Origin of the sequence: Pseudoflavonifractor capillosus (assembly GCF_016899775.1) — a bacterium.
Classification (GTDB): Bacteria; Bacillota; Clostridia; order Oscillospirales; family Oscillospiraceae; genus Lawsonibacter.
The window spans coordinates 1-18586 of record NZ_JACJJE010000031.1 but is presented as its reverse complement, the minus strand read 5'-3'; the positions used below and the strand labels follow the sequence as shown (position 1 = coordinate 18586).

16 protein-coding genes and 2 riboswitches are annotated in these 18586 nt (G+C 63.7%); of the genes, 7 read left to right on the top strand and 9 right to left on the bottom strand.

Annotation, left to right across the window (positions count from 1 at the left end; all coding sequences use genetic code 11):
• Positions 1-81: 81 nt before the first annotated feature.
• The 3 genes from H6B31_RS10440 to H6B31_RS10430 form a co-directional block, all read right to left on the bottom strand.
• Entirely contained in the window at positions 82-933 is an 852-nt protein-coding gene (locus H6B31_RS10440) for a hypothetical protein (protein ID WP_204898458.1), read from the bottom strand.
• A 33-nt stretch (positions 934-966) separates the two neighbouring features.
• Entirely contained in the window at positions 967-1893 is a 927-nt protein-coding gene (locus H6B31_RS10435; RefSeq protein WP_204898457.1) for a fumarylacetoacetate hydrolase family protein, read from the bottom strand.
• A gap of 117 nt (positions 1894-2010) precedes the next feature.
• Positions 2011-3189: a pyridoxal phosphate-dependent aminotransferase gene (locus tag H6B31_RS10430; RefSeq protein WP_204898456.1), complete on the bottom strand. Its 1179-nt coding sequence runs from the start codon at positions 3187-3189 to the stop codon at positions 2011-2013.
• A 195-nt stretch (positions 3190-3384) separates the two neighbouring features.
• Between H6B31_RS10430 and H6B31_RS10425 the strand changes: the two genes are divergently transcribed.
• From H6B31_RS10425 to H6B31_RS10415, 3 genes are all read left to right on the top strand, one after another.
• Positions 3385-4347, top strand: a complete 963-nt coding sequence (locus H6B31_RS10425) for a LysR family transcriptional regulator (RefSeq protein WP_204898455.1) — start codon at positions 3385-3387, stop codon at positions 4345-4347.
• A 164-nt stretch (positions 4348-4511) separates the two neighbouring features.
• Positions 4512-5669, top strand: a complete 1158-nt coding sequence (locus tag H6B31_RS10420; RefSeq protein WP_204898454.1) for an iron-containing alcohol dehydrogenase — start codon at positions 4512-4514, stop codon at positions 5667-5669.
• 144 nt (positions 5670-5813) lie between these two features.
• Complete coding sequence (locus tag H6B31_RS10415; RefSeq protein WP_204898453.1) at positions 5814-6362, top strand: flavodoxin family protein; 549 nt, start codon at positions 5814-5816, stop codon at positions 6360-6362.
• Between the two features lie 53 nt (positions 6363-6415).
• Here H6B31_RS10415 and H6B31_RS10410 read toward each other — a convergent pair whose 3' ends face one another.
• The gene (locus H6B31_RS10410) at positions 6416-7855 is read right to left on the bottom strand and encodes an aminoacyl-histidine dipeptidase (protein ID WP_204898452.1); all 1440 of its coding nucleotides are present in this window, start codon (positions 7853-7855) and stop codon (positions 6416-6418) included.
• Positions 7856-7940: 85 nt separating this feature from the next.
• Here H6B31_RS10410 and H6B31_RS10405 point away from each other — a divergent pair, with 85 nt between their 5' ends.
• Together H6B31_RS10405 and H6B31_RS10400 are read left to right on the top strand one after the other, a co-directional pair.
• The gene (locus H6B31_RS10405; protein ID WP_207752309.1) at positions 7941-8639 is read left to right on the top strand and encodes a response regulator transcription factor; all 699 of its coding nucleotides are present in this window, start codon (positions 7941-7943) and stop codon (positions 8637-8639) included.
• 1 nt (position 8640) lies between these two features.
• Positions 8641-9543, top strand: coding sequence for a sensor histidine kinase (locus tag H6B31_RS10400; protein WP_204898451.1), 903 nt, complete (start codon positions 8641-8643; stop codon positions 9541-9543).
• Between the two features lie 326 nt (positions 9544-9869).
• Here H6B31_RS10400 and H6B31_RS10395 read toward each other — a convergent pair whose 3' ends face one another.
• Positions 9870-11243, bottom strand: a complete 1374-nt coding sequence (locus H6B31_RS10395; RefSeq protein ID WP_204898473.1) for an alanine/glycine:cation symporter family protein — start codon at positions 11241-11243, stop codon at positions 9870-9872.
• Positions 11244-11371: 128 nt separating this feature from the next.
• Positions 11372-11468: riboswitch (glycine riboswitch) on the bottom strand.
• A riboswitch (glycine riboswitch) is annotated at positions 11469-11562 on the bottom strand.
• 253 nt (positions 11563-11815) lie between these two features.
• On the opposite strand from H6B31_RS10395, the gene secA reads away from it, so the two are divergent.
• Positions 11816-14572: a preprotein translocase subunit SecA gene (gene secA, locus H6B31_RS10390; RefSeq protein ID WP_204898450.1), complete on the top strand. Its 2757-nt coding sequence runs from the start codon at positions 11816-11818 to the stop codon at positions 14570-14572.
• Between the two features lie 155 nt (positions 14573-14727).
• Positions 14728-14826, top strand: coding sequence for an SEC-C metal-binding domain-containing protein (locus H6B31_RS17815; RefSeq protein WP_430691893.1), 99 nt, complete (start codon positions 14728-14730; stop codon positions 14824-14826).
• A gap of 982 nt (positions 14827-15808) precedes the next feature.
• Here H6B31_RS17815 and ytvI read toward each other — a convergent pair.
• The 4 genes from ytvI to H6B31_RS10365 form a co-directional block, all read right to left on the bottom strand.
• Positions 15809-16975 (bottom strand): sporulation integral membrane protein YtvI, encoded by a 1167-nt coding sequence (gene ytvI / locus H6B31_RS10380; protein WP_204898448.1) that lies wholly within the window; start codon positions 16973-16975, stop codon positions 15809-15811.
• 102 nt (positions 16976-17077) lie between these two features.
• The gene (locus H6B31_RS10375) at positions 17078-17944 is read right to left on the bottom strand and encodes a DegV family protein (RefSeq protein WP_204898447.1); all 867 of its coding nucleotides are present in this window, start codon (positions 17942-17944) and stop codon (positions 17078-17080) included.
• Between the two features lie 91 nt (positions 17945-18035).
• Positions 18036-18245, bottom strand: coding sequence for a DUF896 domain-containing protein (locus H6B31_RS10370; protein WP_204898446.1), 210 nt, complete (start codon positions 18243-18245; stop codon positions 18036-18038).
• Between the two features lie 54 nt (positions 18246-18299).
• Positions 18300-18586, bottom strand: a 287-nt coding sequence (locus H6B31_RS10365) for a S4 domain-containing protein (RefSeq protein WP_275960327.1), incomplete at its 5' end; no start/stop codon positions are given.

Sequence of the window (18586 nt, the reverse complement as noted above, 5' to 3'; positions counted from 1 at the left end):
CCATCCGGACCCGCCCCCCACAAAAACCGCCCCGGACGCACATGCGTCCAGGGCGGCTTCCCTTTTGCAATATCAGGCGTTTTACTTCTCAATGCCCCGGCGCTTCATCCAGTCGGGCAGAGGCTTCCCGTTGTACTTACAGCCGGGGTAGCGGCAGTTGGCGCAGTTGCCCTTGTTGCCCTTGATGGCGGGCTCGCCCTTGACGTTCTGCTCCAGGTAGTCCACCAGGGCCTTGACGTCGGCCTCCTCGCCGTCCACCGCCCAGTAGTGGGCCCCCTCGTTGCCGCCGATGCCGCTGGCGCACACCACCTTGGCCTCGCAGTGGAACATCATCCGGATGGCCTCCGCCTCGGTGACAATGTCCGCGCTGGACAGGCAGTACATGCCGGGGTCGGCCCCCAGGGAGATATCGATATGGCTGGCCCCGCCCAGGGCCCGGCTGGCCGCCGGCACGGAGGGCACCAGCTTGTCATAGCCCACCGGGCAGATCCACTTCAGCCCCTTGGAGGTCATGTACCCGATGAAGTTGGGCACCGTGCCCCCGTTGAAGCCGCTGGTGATGATGCCCACGTGGCCCTCCAGGTCGAAGGCGTTGGCCCCCTTGAGGATGACGGTGTCGGCGTGGTAGTCCTGCAGGGCCTCGTCGATCTTCTTGTCCACCGGCTGCCCCTTGTAGAACACGTTGGGGAAGCTCTTGCGGCTCTCCGGCTCGGTGACGCACAGCAGTCCCTCGCAGCTCAGGCCCACGGTGCAGCGGCCGGGCTCGATGGACGGGTCGTTCAGCAGTTCCTGGGCGATGAAGGCGTTGGTGGTGCCGCCGGCCAGAACCACATAGGCGTCCTTCCAGGCCTTCTGGAACTCGGGCATCTGAATCACGGCCTTGGCAATCAGGCGGCGGGCCTCCGCCGGGGTCAGAACAAACGTCGCTTTCATATTAAAATCCTCCTCACAAGCAAGAAAGTGGTATTACGCTTTTTCCGGGTGCTTCTTCAGGTCCACCACCGGGTTCACCAGGGGCTCCATAGCGAAGCCGTCGGGGCCCACGATGCGGCACTCGGCCACGTCCCCGTCCTGGATGTGGAAGGCCCGGGGGGTGCCGGTGGCCAGCACGTCGCCGGCGTACCAGCCCTGGATGCTGCTGTGGAGGGACACCAGCCGGTCCGGCTTATGGGTCATGTGGTCCACGGTGTTCTTGGCGTGGATCTCCCCGTTGTGCACCGACTGGACCTCCAGCTTCAGCACGTCGGGCACCTCGTCGGGGGTGACCAGCTGGGGGCCGAAGGAGAAGAAGGTGGGGAAGTTCTTCACGATGCACAGGTAGCGGGGGTTGCCGCTGAGGTAGTCGTTCCCCTTCAGGATGGACTCCTCGGTCATATCCAGAATGGTGGTGTAGCCCACGATGGCGCTCTGCCAGTCCTCCTGGGCCACGTCCCGGCAGTCCCGGCCCATGATGATGCCCAGCTCCGCCTCGGCGGTGGTCTTCTGGGCCTCCTTCAGGGTGGGCAGCTGGATCTCGTCCCCCGGGCCGATGAGGGTGTCCGCCATTTTAAAGAAGCTGCCCGGGAAGCCCTGGGGAGGGGCGTTGCCGATGTCCCCCGCGTGCTCGGCGTAGTTCAGGCCGATGCCGAAGATCCGCCGGGGATTCCGGTACAGGGGGGCGTACTCCACCTGGTCCTGGGGCACCAGGCCGGGGATGGTCTCCAGCTCGTCCTTTCCGCCCTCGTTGTACCACTTAGTGAGGCCGGGCACCTGCTGGGCGCAGATCAGCTCGTACATCTCCTCTTTCCAGGCCGTCCCTTTGGCCGCGTTCAGGGCCGCGATGGGCAGGATGCCGGACTCCGTGACGATACCGGCAATTTCTTTGCCGTTTAACTTGATGGTTGCCAGACGCATAACGATTCTCCTTTTTCAGCCGTCCGGCGGGGCGGGGGGTCCCCGCCGCCGGGCGAAGTCCTCTGTTTTTATCTTACCACCCCGGCGCCGCCGGGGCAACGGCGTTTTCTCAGATTCTCATTTCCGCAGGCTCTCCACCGCCTGTTTCAGGCGGCCGCAGCCCTCCACGATGCTCTCATAGCTGGCGGCGAAGGACATGCGCAGATAGCCCTCCCCGCCGGGGCCGAACACGTCGCCGGGCACCAGGGCGATCTTGGCCTCCTCCAGGAAATACTGGGACAGCTCCGCCGAGGTCTTGCCCAGCTCCTTGCAGTTGATGAAGATGTAGAAGGCGCCCTTGGGGCACAGGCAGTGGATGCCGTCGATGTCGTTGATGGCTTTTACGGCGTAGTCCCGGCGGCGCTGGTACTCCTTCACCATCTCCTTCACCTCGTCCCCCTCCTGGGTGAGAGCGGCGATGGCGGCCGCCTGGACAAAGCTGGGGGCACAGGTGGTGTTGTGCTGGTGGAACTTGTTCATCACAGTGATGTACTCCTCCGGAGCGGCCACATAGCCCAGCCGCCAGCCGTCCATGGCGTAGGCCTTGGACATACCGTTCATGGTGAAGGTGCGCTCCTTCATGCCAGGGAGGGAGGCGATGCTCACATGCTTACACCCGTCGTACACCAGCCGCTCGTAGATCTCGTCGGCAATCACCATCAGGTCGTGCTCCTGGACGATGGAGGCCAGCTCCTTGAGCACATCCTCCTCCAGCACGCCGCCGGTGGGGTTGTTGGGGGTGACGATGACCACGGCCCGGGTCTTGGGGGTGATCTTGGCCCGAATCTCCCCGAAATCCATCTGGTAACCGTTCTCCTCTTTCAGACTGTAAGTGACGGCCCTGGCCCCCAGCAGGTTGGGCACATTGATGTAGTTGAGCCACACCGGGTCGGGCACCAGGATCTCGTCCCCCTCGTCCAGCAGTGTGGCCAGCACGGCGAACACCGCCTCGGACAATCCCACGGTGACCAGCACCTCGGAGGCCTTATAGTCGATATGGTTCTCCCGCTTGAGCTTGTCGGCGATGGCCTGACGCAGCTCCATCATGCCGAAGTTGGAGGTGTAGTGGACCTTTCCCTGGGCCAAGGCCTGGTTGGCCGCCTTTTTGATGTACTCCGGGGTGTCGAAATCGGGACGGCCGATCTCGAAGTGGAGCACCCGCTCCCCCGCCCGCTCCATGGCCAGGGCCTTCTCGTTTACCTTCCGGATGCCCGAGGGGGCCATCCGGTCCATCCGGGCTGCAATGTGATAGTTCATATGCATTCCGCTTCCTTTCCTGACGCCTGCGCGCAGATATAACCGACGGATGCCGGACGGCTTCCGCGGCCGCTTCAGGGCGGACGCCTTGCCGCTTGTCCGGCTTTCTGCTATAATTTTACCGGAACCCGCCGGATTTGTAAAATTCGTAAGTGTTTAAGAGCTCATATCGTTTTGCTTATAGGGGGCGCTCTCATGCTGAACTACAAGGAGTACATCTACGCCATCTACCAGGAGCACAGCTTCTCCAAGGCCGCCCAAAAACTTTTCGTCTCCCAGCCCTGGCTCAGTTCAGTGGTGAAGAAGGTGGAGCAGGAGATCAAGACTCCCCTCTTTGACCGGAGCACCAACCCCATCTCCCTGACCCCCGCCGGGGAGTACTACATCCAGCAGGTGGAGAAAGTCATGGCCATTGAGGAGGACATGCGGGAGCACTTCGCCGCCCTCAGCGGCCCGGGCACCCAGCTGCACATCGGCAGTTCCATGTTCTTCTGCACCTACGTGCTCCCCCGGCTGTTCCAGGAGTTCCGGGAGCAGAATCCCCAGATCACCCTGACCCTCACCGAGGGGAACAGCGCCGCCCTGTCGGAGAAGCTGCTGGAGCGCAAGCTGGACTTCTTTCTGGAGGCGGAGCCCCTCCAGGACCCCAAGATCCAATCGGTGGCCTGGTGTACCGAGGAGATCGTGCTGGCGGTCCCGGCCCGCCTCCCCATCAACCGGGAGCTGGCGGAGTACCGCTACTCCTTCGACGAGATCCTGAAGCGGGGGGAGCCCGGACAGAAAAAGCCCCCCGTCCCTCTCCAGGCCTTCCGGGAGGAGCCCTTCCTGCTCCTCCAGAGAGGCAACGACCTCTACGACCGGAGCATGGAGCTGTGCCGGAACGCGGGCTTCATCCCCAAGACCTCGGTCTTTCTCACCCAGATGATGACCGCCTACTACCTGGTCTGTGAAGGACAGGGTGTATCCTTCCTGCGCTCCACCATCCCCGAGTATGTGGCGCCCACCGACAGTGTGGTCTTTTACCAGCTCCGCGACCCCATGGCCATGCGCCCCATCTACCTGTCCTACTTGAAGCGCCGCACCAATCCCGTGCAGCAGAAACTCATTGATTTCATGTGGAGCCGCAGCCTGCTGGAGGACCGGCCCGGCGAGCGGTAAGCCCCGCCATACGTTTTTTCATATAACCTCATACCATATTTCGGATTCGACAACGGCCTCCCCGCCCGCTATAATGGGCCCATCTCAAAAATGAAGGTTCTTTCTTTTTCTCCTTCATTTTCGAGGGCACCTGTTTTGCGAGAGCGTGTAAGGAGGCTTTTGTCATGTCAACGTACTATTTTCTTCCCACCCGAAACGTCTTTGGAATGGGAGCCTCCCAGGAGGCCGGCGAGTTAATGAAGAGCCTGGGCGGCCATAAGACGATGATCGTCACCGACAAGTTCCTCCATGAGAGCGGCATGGCGGGACAGATCCAGGAGATCCTGGCACAGGCCGGTGTGGACTCTATCGTATTCCCCGGGGCCGAGCCCAACCCCACCGATAAGAATGTTGCCACCGGCGTAGCGGTGTTTCAGGAAAACGGCTGCGACTCCATCCTGTCCCTGGGCGGTGGCTCCTCCCACGACTGCGCCAAGGGCATCGGCATGGTGGCCGCCAACGGCGGGACCATCCACGACTACGAGGGCATTGACAAGTCCAGCCGCCCCCTAATGCCCCTGATGGCAGTGAACACAACCGCCGGCACCGCCTCGGAGATCACCCGATTCTGCATCATCACCGACACCAGCCGGAAGGTGAAGATGGCCATTGTGGACTGGCGGGTTACCCCACAGATTGCCATCAACGACCCGGAGCTGATGAAGGGTATGCCCCCCTCCCTCACCGCCGCCACCGGCATGGATGCCCTCACCCACGCCATCGAGGCCTATGTGTCCACCAACGCCAACCCCCTCACCGACGCGGCGGCCACCATGGCCATCCAGATGATCTCTCACTACCTGCCCAAAGCGGTGGCCAACGGCAATTACATGAAGGCCCGGGACAAGATGGCCTACGCTCAGTATCTGGCGGGCATCGCCTTCAACAACGCCTCCCTGGGCTACGTCCACGCCATGGCCCACCAGCTGGGCGGCTTCTACAACCTGCCCCACGGTGTCTGCAACGCGGTGCTGCTGCCCTATGTGATGAAGTTCAACCTCATCGGCAACATGACCCGGTTCAAGGAGATCGCCATTGCCATGGGGGTGCGGGGGGAAAATCTGTCCTGTTCCGCTGCCGCCGAGGAGGGCATCGCCGCCGTTCAGCGCCTGGGCCGGCGCCTGGGCATCCCCGCCAATCTGAAAGAGCTTGGCGTAAAGCCGGAGGACTTCACTGTCATGGCCGAGAACGCCATGAAGGACGTGTGCAGCCTCACCAACCCCCGCACCGCTACCAAGGAGCAGATCATTGAGGTGTATCGCCAGGCCTATGAGGGCGAATAAGCTTCGCTTTCCCTCTTTCTCCCTCTTTCCAACACATCAGAAACCAGTGGATTTTATACCGATCCGCTGGTTTCCAAGTCTTGGAGAACCGAAATTGCCCTCAATCGTTTCACTGTATTTGCTATATCTGAGGAGGATATTACAATGAGTAAAAAAATCTTGATTCTCAATGGCAGCCCCCGGAAAACCGGCAACACCGCCGCCCTGATCCGCTCCTTTGCCGAGGGGGCGGAGAGCGCCGGCAATACGGTCACGGAGTTCTTCCTGGACGGCATGGACCTCCACGGGTGCAGGGGCTGCTTCGGCGGCGGCCGGGACCCGGAGCACCCCTGCGTCCAGCGGGACGACATGGACAAAATCTACCCGGTCTACAAGGAGGCCGACGTGGTGGTGCTGGCCTCCCCCCTGTACTACTGGACCATCAGCGGACAGCTGAAGCTGGCCTTTGACCGGCTGTTCGCCGTGGCCGAGTGCGACCCTAACCTGGCCAACCCCAAAAAGGAGTCCGTCCTGCTCATGGCGGCGGAGGGCCACGGCTTTGAGGAGACCCTGTACTGGTACGACCACTTGGAACAGCACCTGGGCTGGAAAAGCCTGGGCAGGGTGCTGTGCGGCGGGGTGATGAACCTGGGGGACATCGCCGGCCGGGAGGAGCTCCACCAGGCCTTTGAGCTGGGCCGGTCCATCTCCTGATATCGAAACTAAAAACGCGGACCCTGGAACATCCAGGGTCCGCGTTTCGTTTTTTATTTGCTCCGCTTCAAGACCTCCAGCAGGAAGGCCCACACCCGCTGAACGGAGGAGATGCTCATCCGCTCCCGGGGGGTGTGGATCTCCAGCAGGTCGGGGCCGATGGACACGCAGTCCAGGCCCGGGATCTTCCCCGCCAGCAGGCCGCACTCCACTCCCGCGTGGATGGCCTCCACCTTGGGCTCGTATCCGTACTGCTCCCGGAACACCTGGACCATCCGGTCCCGGAGGGGCGAGTCCTCTTTGTATTCCCAGGCCGGATAGTCCCCGGAGTATTGGCTCCTGCCCCCCAGTGCCTGGGTGAGGCAGGTGAGCCGGTCCTTCAATGCCTCCTTCTGGGACCCCAGGGAGCTGCGCACCGAGAAGCAGGCCCGCAGCTCCTCTGCCCCGGTGGTGAGGATGCCCAGGTTCAGGGAGGTCTGCACCAGGCCGGGGATATCCCCGCTCATGGCCTGCACCCCGTTGGGCAGGCAGGTGAGGAGGCACACCGCCCGCTCCGTGCCCGTCCGGTCCATGGGAGTTCCCTCCCAGTGGGAGGGCTCCGCCCGCAGGAACAACTCCGGGTCGGTGGTCCGGTGCTCCCGCCGCAGGTCGGCCTCCAGCTCCCCGAGGGCGGCCCGGGCCGCCGCCTCGTCGGACACCACGATCTGGGCCCGGCTCTCGGTGGGGATGGCGTTGTCCTTGCTGCCCCCCGCCGCCTCTCCCAGGCGCAGCTCGGTCCGGGCGGACACCGCCCGCAGGCAGCGGCCCAGGAGGACGTTGGCGTTGGCCCGGCCCCGGTGAATCTCGGTCCCCGAGTGTCCCCCCGTCAGGCCGCCCACCGTAACGGCCAGCACAGTTCCCGAACGGGGCTCCCGTTTTACGGGGAGGATGCACTCGGTCCGGTTGCCCCCGGCGCAGCTGACGGTGAACACCCCCTCCTCCTCCGAGTCCAGGTTGATGAGGGTCTTGCCCCGCAGGGGGGACACGTCCAGGGCGGCCGCCCCCAGCATGCCCACCTCCTCGTCCACGGTGAGGATCACCTCCAGGCGGGGGTGGGGGATGTCTTGGGCGTCCAGCAGGGCCAGGGCCATGGCCACGGCGATGCCGTCGTCGCCCCCCAGGGTGGTCCCCCGGGCGGTAACAAAGTCCCCGTCCGCCTCCAGATCCAGCCCCTCCCGCTCCAGGTCTTTGGGGCAGCCCGGCTCCTTCTCGCACACCATGTCCAGGTGGCCCTGGAGGATCACCGGCTCCGCCCCCTCATAGCCGGGGGCCGCCTCCTTGATGATGATGATATTGTTGAGGGCGTCCTGGTGGTACTCCAGCCCCCGGGCCTTGGCAAAGGCGGCGCACCAGTCGCTCACCGCCCTGGTGTTCCCCGACCCGTGGGGGATGGCGCACAGCTCCTCGAAATAGTGAAACACAGCCCTGGGCTGCAATGGGGATAGCACTTCCATACTGCGCTCGCTCCTTTTCTCGCTTCTGCCGTTATCTTACCCCGGGCGGCCCCCTTTGACAAGGTCTTTTTCTTTTTCCGCCCCCATGGTACAATACGGACATCTGATTGGAAGCGAGGTGGGTCCCGTGGACCATATTTTGATTGTGGAGGACGACCGGGCCCTGAGCCAGGGCATCCGCCTGGCCCTGGACCAGGCGGGGCGGCAGTTCACCCAGTGCCACACCCTCCGGGAGACGGAGGAGGCCCTGGCTGCCCGTCCGCCCCAGCTGGTGATCCTGGACCTGAACCTGCCCGACGGCAATGGGCTGGACCTGCTCCGGCGGCTGCGGGCATCCTCCCCCCTGCCGGTGCTCATCCTCACCGCCAACGACCTGGAGGTGGACCAGGTGCTGGGGCTGGAGCTGGGGGCGGACGACTTTGTGACCAAGCCCTGCTCCCTGGCGGTGCTCCGGGCCCGGGTGAACAACCTGCTCCGGCGGTCCCGGCCCGCCGCCCCGGTGTTGGAGCTGCCCCCCTACGTCTTTGACTTCGGGCGGATGGTCTACACCAAAAACGGGGTCCCCCTGGACCTGTCCAAGACGGAGCAGCGGCTGCTGCGGCTGCTGGCGGAGCACCGGGGGCAGACCCTCACCCGGGAGCAGCTGCTGGACCGGGTGTGGGACGGGGGAGAGTTTGTGGACGAGAACGCCCTGTCCGTGGCGGTGAACCGGCTGCGCCGGAAGCTGGGGGAGGCCCCCATCCGCACGGTGTACGGCGTGGGCTACGTGTGGGCGGAGGGCTGATATGGACGGATATTCTGTGCTCTGCCTGCTCCTGGCCGGGGGCGGGGTGATCTTCGGGGTGGTCCAGTGGCTCCGGGCCCGGCGGCAGCTGGCCCAGGCGGACCGTATGCTGGACCGGGCCCTGGAGGGGCAGTTTCAGGAAACCACCTTCGACGAGTCGGCCCCCTCCGCCCTGGAGGCCAAGCTGGCCCGGTTTCTGAACGGCTCCGCCGCCTCCGCCCGCAGCCTGGCGGAGGAGCGGGGCAAGATCGCCGCCCTCATTGCGGACATCTCCCACCAGACCAAAACCCCCATCGCCGCTCTGCTGCTGTACTCCTCCCTGCTGGCGGAGAGCCCCCTCCCCCCGGAGCAGCGGGAGCAGGCCCGGGTGGTCCAGGCCCAGGCGGAAAAGCTGCGGTTTCTCATCGAAACCCTGGTGAAGTCCTCCCGGCTGGACAGCGGGATTCTCGTCCTCACCCCCGCCCTCCACCCGGTGGCCCCCCTGCTGGAGGAGGCGGCCGCCCAGTATTCCGGGGCGGCGGCGGAGAAAAACATCTCCCTCACCGTGCAGCCCGCCCAGGGCAGCGCCCGGTTCGACCAAAAGTGGACTGCCGAGGCCCTGGGCAACGTGGTGGACAACGCGGTAAAGTACACGCCCCCCGGGGGCGCGGTCACCCTGTCCGCCGTCTTTTACGAGCTGTTCTGCTGCATCCAGGTGTCCGACACCGGCCCCGGCGTCCCCGAGGGGGAGCAGGCCCGCATCTTCGGCCGCTTCTACCGGGGAGAGGGGGTACGGGACCAGGAGGGGTTAGGACTAGGGCTCTTTCTCACCCGGAGCATCCTCACCCGAGAGGGGGGCTATGTGAAGCTGTCCTCCAAACCCGGGAAGGGCAGCACCTTTTCCCTCTATCTGCCCCTGGAATGAACTGCGGCCCCGCCGGCTGAACCGGCGGGGCCGCTCAGGCTGTCAAAAAAGTCCAAGGACTTTTCCGACAGCCTGCAAAAATGCCGTTACTTTTGCGCCCCGCAGCGGCGCAAAAGTCCTCGCTGCGCTCGCTGAACGCCTTGCTGTGCAAGGCATTCAGGGCATTCAATCCCACTCGAGGCGGGCTGCCGCCCCCTCGAGCTCCCCCGCCAAAACTGAGGCGAGTTCTACTCAACAGCGTTTTTTTGACAAGCTGAGCGGCCCCGCCGGCTGAGCCGGCGGGGCCGCTACTGTTGCTGTTGGGGTGTTCAGAAAATTCCAGGGCGTTACCGCCGCAGGTCGTGGTCGTCCTCCCGGGCCATCTTGGCCACCACGCCGGACAGGGCCAGCAAGGCGATCAGGTTGGGGAACACCATCAGGGCGTTGAACAGGTCGGACAGGTTCCACACCAGGGGGGCCTCCAGCATGGAGCCCAGGGCCACGCACACCACCGCGATGCAGGCGTACACCTTCACCGCCTTGACGCCGAACAGGTACTTCACGTTCTGAGCGCCGAAGAAGTACCAGCCGATGACGGTGGAGAATGCGAAGAACAGCAGGCAGATGGCCACATACAGGTTGCCGAAGCCCTGGAACACGGTGGTGAAGGCCACCTGGGCCATGTTCTCGGCGGCGGGATTCTCCGCCATGTTGTTCACGTTCAGGGCGCCGCTGGTGAGCATCACCAGGGCGGTCATGGTGAGGACGATGAAGGTGTCGATGAACACGCAGATCATAGCCACGATGCCCTGGTCCTGGGGCTTGGCCACCTTGGCCATGGCGTGGGCGTGGGGGGTGGAGCCCATGCCCGCCTCGTTGGAGAACAGGCCCCGGGCCACGCCGAAGCGCATGGCCTCCCGCACGCCGATGCCGGCGGCGCCGCCCACAATGGCCTGGGGATCAAAGGCGCCTACCACGATCATCCGCAGGGCGTTGGGCAGGGCGGTGATGTTGGCGATGAGGAGGACCAGGCCGCCCACCAGATAGAAGGCGGCCATGATGGGCACCAGCTTCTCGGTGACCGAGGCGATGCGGGTGACGCCGCCCAGGAAAATGAAGGCGGCCACCAGGGCCAGGAGCACGCCCACGATCCAGGTGGGCACGTTCAGGGCCTCCCGGAAGGCGTTGCTGATGGCGTTGGACTGGACCATGTTGCCGGTAAAGCCCAGAGCGAAGATGATGGCCAGGGCGAAGAAGCCCGCCAGGATCTTGCCGAAGGTCCCCTTGAAGGCCTGCCGGATGTAGTACACCGGGCCGCCGATCACATGGCCGGTCTCGTCGGTGGTCTTGTACTTCTGCGCCAGGCAGGCCTCGCCGTAGATGGTGGCCATGCCGAAGAAGGCGGCTACCCACATCCAGAAGATGGCCCCCGGTCCGCCGGAGATCATGGCGGTGGCGCAGCCGGTGATATTGCCGGTGCCCACCTGGGCGGCGATGGAGGTGGCCACGGCCTGGAAGGAGCTCATGCCCTCCTTGCCCGCCTTCTCCCCGTTGAGGCTGAAGCTGCCGAACAGGCGCTTAAAGCCGGTCCCGAACTTGCGCACCTGAATGAAACGGGTGCGGATGGTGAAAATAATGCCGGTGCCCACCAGCAGGTAGAGCAGCAGACCGTTCCACACAAAGCCTGCCAGATTGCTGACCTGATCGGCCAACTGGTTCATGTCCATATCTCTCTTCTCCTTTTCCTTCCCCGGACAAAAAACGGACCGCGGATGGCTCCGCGGTCCGGTCGATGGGCGAAAAAACACGCGCCCGCCCGCATCAAAAGACGCGCACAGGGGCGTTTTGCTTCCTCGTCTCTGTCCTTTTGCCTGAGAGATTGGCGGCCTGTACCCAAGACCGCGTTGCACCTTCGGCACCCGAATCGTCGAGCTTCTCCAGAGTCACATCCACGCACAGTCCTCGTTCCAGGGGAACGCCTGAGAGTGTTACTCCTTCGGCAAGCGGGCTGCCGCCCTGCTGTTTTCCTGCGCGCTTCCTTTGTTCGGTTCACTTGTCCCTGATACGGTACCACAGCGGGCAGATTTTGTCAACCCCCGGCGAACATTTATACATCTGTGGTGGAAAACCCGGGGTTCCCCCCTGGAAAATTGGAAATTGTGTGGGGGAAAGTTTACAATTTGCTCTTTTTTCTCCCAGTGGGATGTGGTATACTAAGATGATCGTGCGCGGAAGCGCCGTTTTCCCCCGATATATTGGACAAATCAGCATCAGCATTGAGGTGTATCGCGATATGAACGTATTCAAAAAGATCTTCGGCACCAGCTCCCAGCGGGAGGTCAAGGCCATCATGCCTCTGGTGGACAAGGTCCTGGCTCTGGAGGAGGAGTACAAGGCCCTCAGCGACCACGAGCTCCAGGCCAAGACCGGTGAATTCAAAGAGCGCCTCCAGAAGGGCGAGACCCTGGACGACATCCTGCCCGAGGCCTTCGCCGCCTGCCGGGAGGCCGACTGGCGGGTGCTGGGCATGCGCCCCTACCCGGTGCAGATCATCGGCGGCATCATCCTGCACCAGGGCCGCATCGCCGAGATGAAGACCGGCGAAGGCAAGACCCTGGTGGCCACCCTGCCCGCCTACCTGAACGCCCTGTCCGGCAAGGGCGTTCACATCGTCACCGTCAACGACTACCTGGCCAAGCGCGACTCGGAGTGGATGGGCAAGGTGTACCGCTTCATGGGCCTCACCGTGGGCCTGGTCATCCACGGGGTGATGGGACAGGCCAAGAAGGACGCCTACGCCGCCGACATCACCTACGGCACCAACAACGAGTTCGGCTTTGACTACCTGCGGGACAACATGGCCATCTACGCCCAGGAGCTGGTCCAGCGGGGCCACTCCTTCGCCATCGTGGACGAGGTGGACTCCATCCTCATCGACGAGGCCCGCACCCCCCTGATCATCTCCGGCCAGGGTGAGAAGTCCACTCAGCTCTACACCCTGGTGGACCAGTTTGTCTCCCGTCTGAAGTGCCAGCGCATCGCCAAGGTGGACGCCAAGGAGGAGGAGGACCCGGACATCGATGCGGACTATATCGTGGACGAGAAGGCCCGCACCGCCACCCTCACCGCCCGGGGCATCGCCAAGGCCGAGCAGGCCTTCAATATCGAGAACCTGGCCGACCCGGAGAACACCACCCTCTCCCACCACATCAACCAGGCCATCAAGGCCCACGGGGTGATGAAAAAGGACATCGACTATGTGGTGAAGGACGGACAGGTCATCATCGTGGACGAGTTCACCGGCCGCCTCATGTTCGGCCGCCGGTATAACGAGGGCCTCCACCAGGCCATCGAGGCCAAGGAGCATGTGGAGGTGGCCAACGAGTCCAAGACCCTGGCCACCATCACCTTCCAGAACTACTTCCGCCTGTACGACAAGCTCTCCGGCATGACGGGCACCGCCATGACCGAGGAGGAGGAGTTCGGCACTATCTACGAGCTGGACATCGTGGAGATCCCCACCAACAAGCCCGTCCAGCGTGTGGACCACCACGACGTGGTGTACAAGACCGAGGCCGGCAAGCTCCGGGCGGTGGTCAACCAGATCGCCGAGTGCCACGAGAAGGGCCAGCCCGTGCTGGTGGGCACCGTGTCCATCGAGAAGTCGGAGCAGCTCTCCGACATGCTGAAAAAGCGGGGCATCAAGCACAACGTGCTGAACGCCAAGAACCACGAGAAGGAAGCGGAGATCGTGGCCCAGGCCGGCAAGATGGGGGCCGTCACCGTGGCCACCAACATGGCCGGCCGCGGCACCGACATCATGCTGGGCGGCAATGCGGAGTATCTGGCCAAGGCCGACCTGCGGAAGGCGGGGATGAGCGACGAGCTCATCGCCGAGGCCACCGGCTACGCCGACACCGACAACCAGGAGATCCTGAACGCCCGGAAGCAGTACGCCGACGCGGAGGCCAAGTACAAGGAGTCCATCAAGACGGAGGCGGACAAGGTCCGTGAGGTGGGCGGCCTGTTCATCCTGGGCACCGAGCGCCACGAGTCCCGCCGCATCGACAACCAGCTGCGCGGCCGTGCCGGCCGTCAGGGCGACCCGGGCGAGAGCCGCTTCTACCTGTCCCTGGAGGACGACATCATGCGCCTGTTCGGCTCTGAGCGGGTGATGGGCATGATGGAGAAGCTGGGCGTGGACGAGGACACCCCCATCGAGCAGAAGATGCTCACCAACGCCATTGAGAACGCCCAGAAGCAGGTGGAGTCCCGGAACTTCCAGACCCGTAAGAACGTGCTCCAGTACGACGACGTGATGAACACCCAGCGTGAGGTCATCTACAAGGAGCGCCGGAAGGTGCTGGACGGGGAGGACCTGCAGGAGTCCATCCAGAACATGCTCCACAACACAGTGGAAAACGCCATCCGGGGCCACATGGGCGAGCAGAAGCACATGACCGCTGAGGACTTCCGGGAGGCCACCGCCCAGTTCCGGAACATGTTCCTGAAGCCCGGCGAGCTGGAGCTCACCGACGAGGAGCTGCAGCAGTACGACGAGGACCAGCTGGTGGAGCTGGTGGTGGGCAAGGCCAAGGAGGTCTATGCCGCCCGGGAGCAGGAGTTCGGCTCCCCCCTCATGCGGGAACTGGAGCGGGTGCTCATGCTCCGGGTGGTGGACGAGTACTGGATGGACCAGATCGACGCCATGAACGACCTGAAGCAGGGCATCGGCCTGCGAGGCTACGCCCAGACCGACCCGGTGGTGGCCTACAAAAAGGAAGGCTACGAGATGTTCGAGCAGATGATCGCCGCCATCCAGGAGGAGACCCTCCGCCGCCTGTTCCTGGTGCGCCTGCGCCAGAACCAGGAGGTCAAGCGGGAGCGGGTGGCCAAGGTCACCGGCGAGTCCGGCGCCGGCGACGGCACCGTCCAGCAGCGTCCCCAGCGGAAGGTCATCAAGATCGGCCGCAACGACCCCTGCCCCTGCGGTTCCGGCCTGAAGTGGAAGAAATGTACCTGTAAGCAGTTCCACCCCGATGTAAAATAAGTCGTTGCGGCCGATGGGAGCGCAAGCGACCCGCGCCTTTTGGCGCGTCCAAGTATTAAAAACAGCGGCACTGTCGTGCCGCTGTTTTTAATCTTGCTGCAGGGCGGATTCATTCCGCCCGAGGATTTTAAATCAAAGGGGTCCCCAAGGCGAGCTTGCTCGTCTTGGGGAATCGCAACGACCCCTGTCCCTGCGGCTCCGGCCTTAAGTGGAAGAAATGCACCTGTAAGCAGTTCCACCCGGATGTGAAGTAAAAATCTCCCGTCCCCTCGGAGAGTGGAGGGGGGCCTCCGGGGGGAACTAGTGCCCCCCGGAAGGCGCGGCCTGGCGCGAAGCGCCGCGTTTTCCGCAGAAAACGCCCGCGCCTTGAAGAAGTGCACCTGTAAGCAGTTCCACCCCGATGTCAAATAATTTGGCTATAAAATGAAAATAGAGAGGACTGCCCCCTGCGGGCGGTCCTCTCTATTTTATTTTGTGCTCCGGCTCTTGAAGCAGGCGGGTCTGCGAATAGCAGGCGGAAAGCGGGGGCGGTTTCTCCGCAGGGTGCGAGAAGATGAATTGCCCAGCAGGGTCAAAGAAGCTGGCCTGGGCCACGACTCGGTGCCCGCTTCGCAGGGGGCTTCGTTTCATAGGGGATTTCGCCGCCTGCGGGCGGCGACCTACTTTGCCCATGGCGGCAAAGTAGGCAAAGCGCCACCGGGGACGGCTCCAGATGAGCACTTCGTGCTCATAGTCGCCTTTCCCCGGACCCCCATTTACGGGGGTTACCCCTTGAAGTAGGCAAAATATTTCCGGCGCGCAAAATCAGGAGTGCTTGGGTGCGTTTGAATCCGGGCCCACTGGGGCCCTGGGTGTACAAAATTTGATTTTACTGCGGTTTTCAGACTGCGCCTGGGTTTCCCAGCCAACGCTCTCGGTGTAAATCCTGGCGGGAGGCCCAAGGGCCTCCCCTACCCAAACCATGAGAGGTATTCTTAAACCCCGTAGGGGAGGGGCTTGCCCCTCCCGTCGTATCTCGGAAGGGGCCGTGGTTCGCCGTAGGGGCGACCCTCGCGGTCGCCCGCATGCCTCCCCGCAAAAAAGCCTTCCCCTTTAGGGGAAGGTGGCCCCGAAGGGGCCGGATGAGGGGAATGGTCCCAGCTATGAAGACGGTTTCTTTATGCCGTGTGGGCGGGTGCCCTCACCCGCCCACGGGGCCTCTGTCCTACGGCAGGGGCATCCCTGAAGCCCCCACCTCTACTCCTCCTTGCGGGGCGGGCGCTCCCGGAGGACGGCCATAATGTCCTCGGCGGCGGCAGCCAGGTCCAGGCGCACCCCCTCGAAAATGCCCAGCCGGATCAGGTTCAGGGCGATCAGGGCGATGGTGGGCCCCAGGATCATGCCCAGCACCCCGGCCAGCCGCCAGCCGATGTAGATGCTGATGAGGGAGGCGATGGGGGACAGTCCGGTCTGGTCGCCCACAAACTTGGGCTCCCCCACCCGGCGGAACAGGGCGATGGCGCCCCAGATGACCATGAGCTGGACGGCGTGGAAGTAGTTCCCCATAAACAGGTCGATGACCGCCCAGGGGACCATCACCGTCCCGGCCCCGATGATGGGGATAAAGTCCATGACGGCCAGCACCAGGGCCAGAAGCAGGCCATAGGGCTGCCCGATGACAAAGAAGCCCACCAGCAGGATGAAGAACACCACCACCGACAGCAGGAACTCCGCCCGGAGATAGCCGCCAAAGGCGGCCAGGGCGGTGTCCCGTACCTGCTTCAAAAAATGGAGCAGACGCTGGTGGGTATGCTGGACCGCCTGGCTGCGGAGGTAGGGGTAGTCCACTGTGAGCATGTAGCAGGCCATGATATAGATGATCAGGGCCAACACCACATCCGGCACCCCTCTGGCCTTGTCGGTGGTATACTCCACCGCCGCGTTGAGCAGATCGGGCATCGCGCTGTTCAGCCACTCCATGAACCCCTGGGTCACCGACTCCACCGCGGCGGTGAGCTGGGCCGGCACCAGCCTCCACAGCTGGGCGGACATGATCTCGATCTGATCCAGGGTGCTCTGCAGGCTCTCCAGCAGGCCGTTCCAGTTCTGCACCAGGGCCACCAGCTCCACGCCTCCGGCGTACCCCAGATAGCAGATTCCCGCCCCCAGCAGACCGAACAGCAGCAGCAGGATCAGCAGGGTGGAAAATTTTCGGGGCACCCCCAGCCGCCGCTGCAGCCACCGGATGGGGGGATGGAGAATGGCCGCCGTAATCAGGGCGGCCACAAAGGGGGCGAACAGAGAGAGCAGGGGCAGCCCCACCGCCTGCAGCAGCCACAGGGCCAGCACCAGCAGGGCCAGCCGGATTCCCAGCCTGGCCCACAGCTTGCCCCGCTCCGGCCAGGAGAGCTTCCTTTCCTCCATTGGGATCTGACTTCCTTTCTATCCGGCGGACGCTCCGCCGGCCCGATATGCAGACCGGCCCCGTCCCGGAAACTCCGGGCCGGGGCCGCTGTATTGCTTTGCTTACTCTTCCCGATAGACCAGGCCGATGAGATTGGGCCCGGCGTTGATGGCAATGACGCCGCCGATGGAATAGGTCATATCCGCGGGCGCCCCCAGGCTTTTGGCGGCCTCCTCCTCCAGCCGGGCGGCCTGCTCCCGGTTGTTCCCCTCAATGACCAGATAGGGGGTCCCGGGCTTCCGGGTCTTCCGGCACAGCTCCAGCAGGGCGGGGACCACATTTTTCTCCCCCCGCACCTTGGAGAGGACCTTGGAGTCCCCGTTTTCAAAGGTCATGATGGGCTTGAGCCCCAGAGCGTCCCCCATAAAGGCGGCCGCCGCGGACACCCGGCCCGACTTCTTGGCAAAGCGCAGGTCCAGGGGGGCGAAAATCACCCGGGCGTGGTCGATCCAGTCCCTCAGATAGGTCAGGATCTCCTCCTCGTTCGCCCCATCCCGGGCCATTCTGGCCCCCTGGACCACCGCCCAGCCGTAGCCCATGGTGTAGGTGTGGGAGTCCAGAATGTGGATGTGGAAGGTTCCCTCGGCCTCCGGATAGTCCTCATAAAACTCCTCCCGGGCCTGGACGGCGTTCTGATAGGTGGCAGAGCCCTTGGAGTTGATGGCGGTATAGATCAGGCAGCGGCACCCCTCCTGAAACGCCTCCTGAAAGCACTGGCTGAAGACAAAGGGGTTGAGCTGGGCGTGGGTGGGGATCTGAGCCGCCGAGAGGAGCATGGGATAAAACTCCTCAGGGGTAAAATCATAGCCGTCCTGAAGCTCCTTGTTCCCCATGGCGATGGGGAAGGGGAGCACCTGGATGCCCAGTTCCTCCCGCAGGGCGCGGGGGATGTCGGCGGCGGAGTCTGTGACAAATTTGATTGGTAGCATGGCGGTCCTCCTGAAATGGTTCATTTCAAAGGGTCTAACCCCATTATTGCAGACCCGGAGAAGATTGTCAATGAACGGAAGATGAAGAATCTCAGTCTTTCCGCTTTTTCATGGGCACCCGGGTGCCGTCCGGCCGCTGGAGATACGTGTGCTCCAGCTGGCTCTCCAGGTTGGCTCTCACCGCGTCCAGGTACTCCCGGCGGAGCAGGGCCCGCTCGTGCTTCTCCTCCTCCGTCAGTCCCTCCGGGGTCTTGGCCTTCCGGGCCAGGGCGTTGATCCGGTCGATTTTTGCTTGTTCCATAGCTTCCTCCTGTGTATGAACTCCTCCCCCGTCCGGGGGGATCGGGCTGCGGCGCTATACATACCGCTCCATCACCAGCATGATCCGTCCTTTTCTGGAGGCCCCCAGGACCTCCTTCACCACGCACTTGCCCAGGCCGCGGCAGGTGAGCACGTCCCCCTCATTCACCGTCCGGTCGCCCTTCATGCACTCCCGGTGGTTGATGGACACCCGCCCGGCGGAGATGAAGTCCGCCGCCTTGGACCGGGAGGTGGAGAAGCCCGCCGCCAGCACCGCGTCCAGCCGCAGGGCGGCCACCGTGTCCCGGACGGTCTTGACGGTGGGGGGCCTGGGGGTGAGGG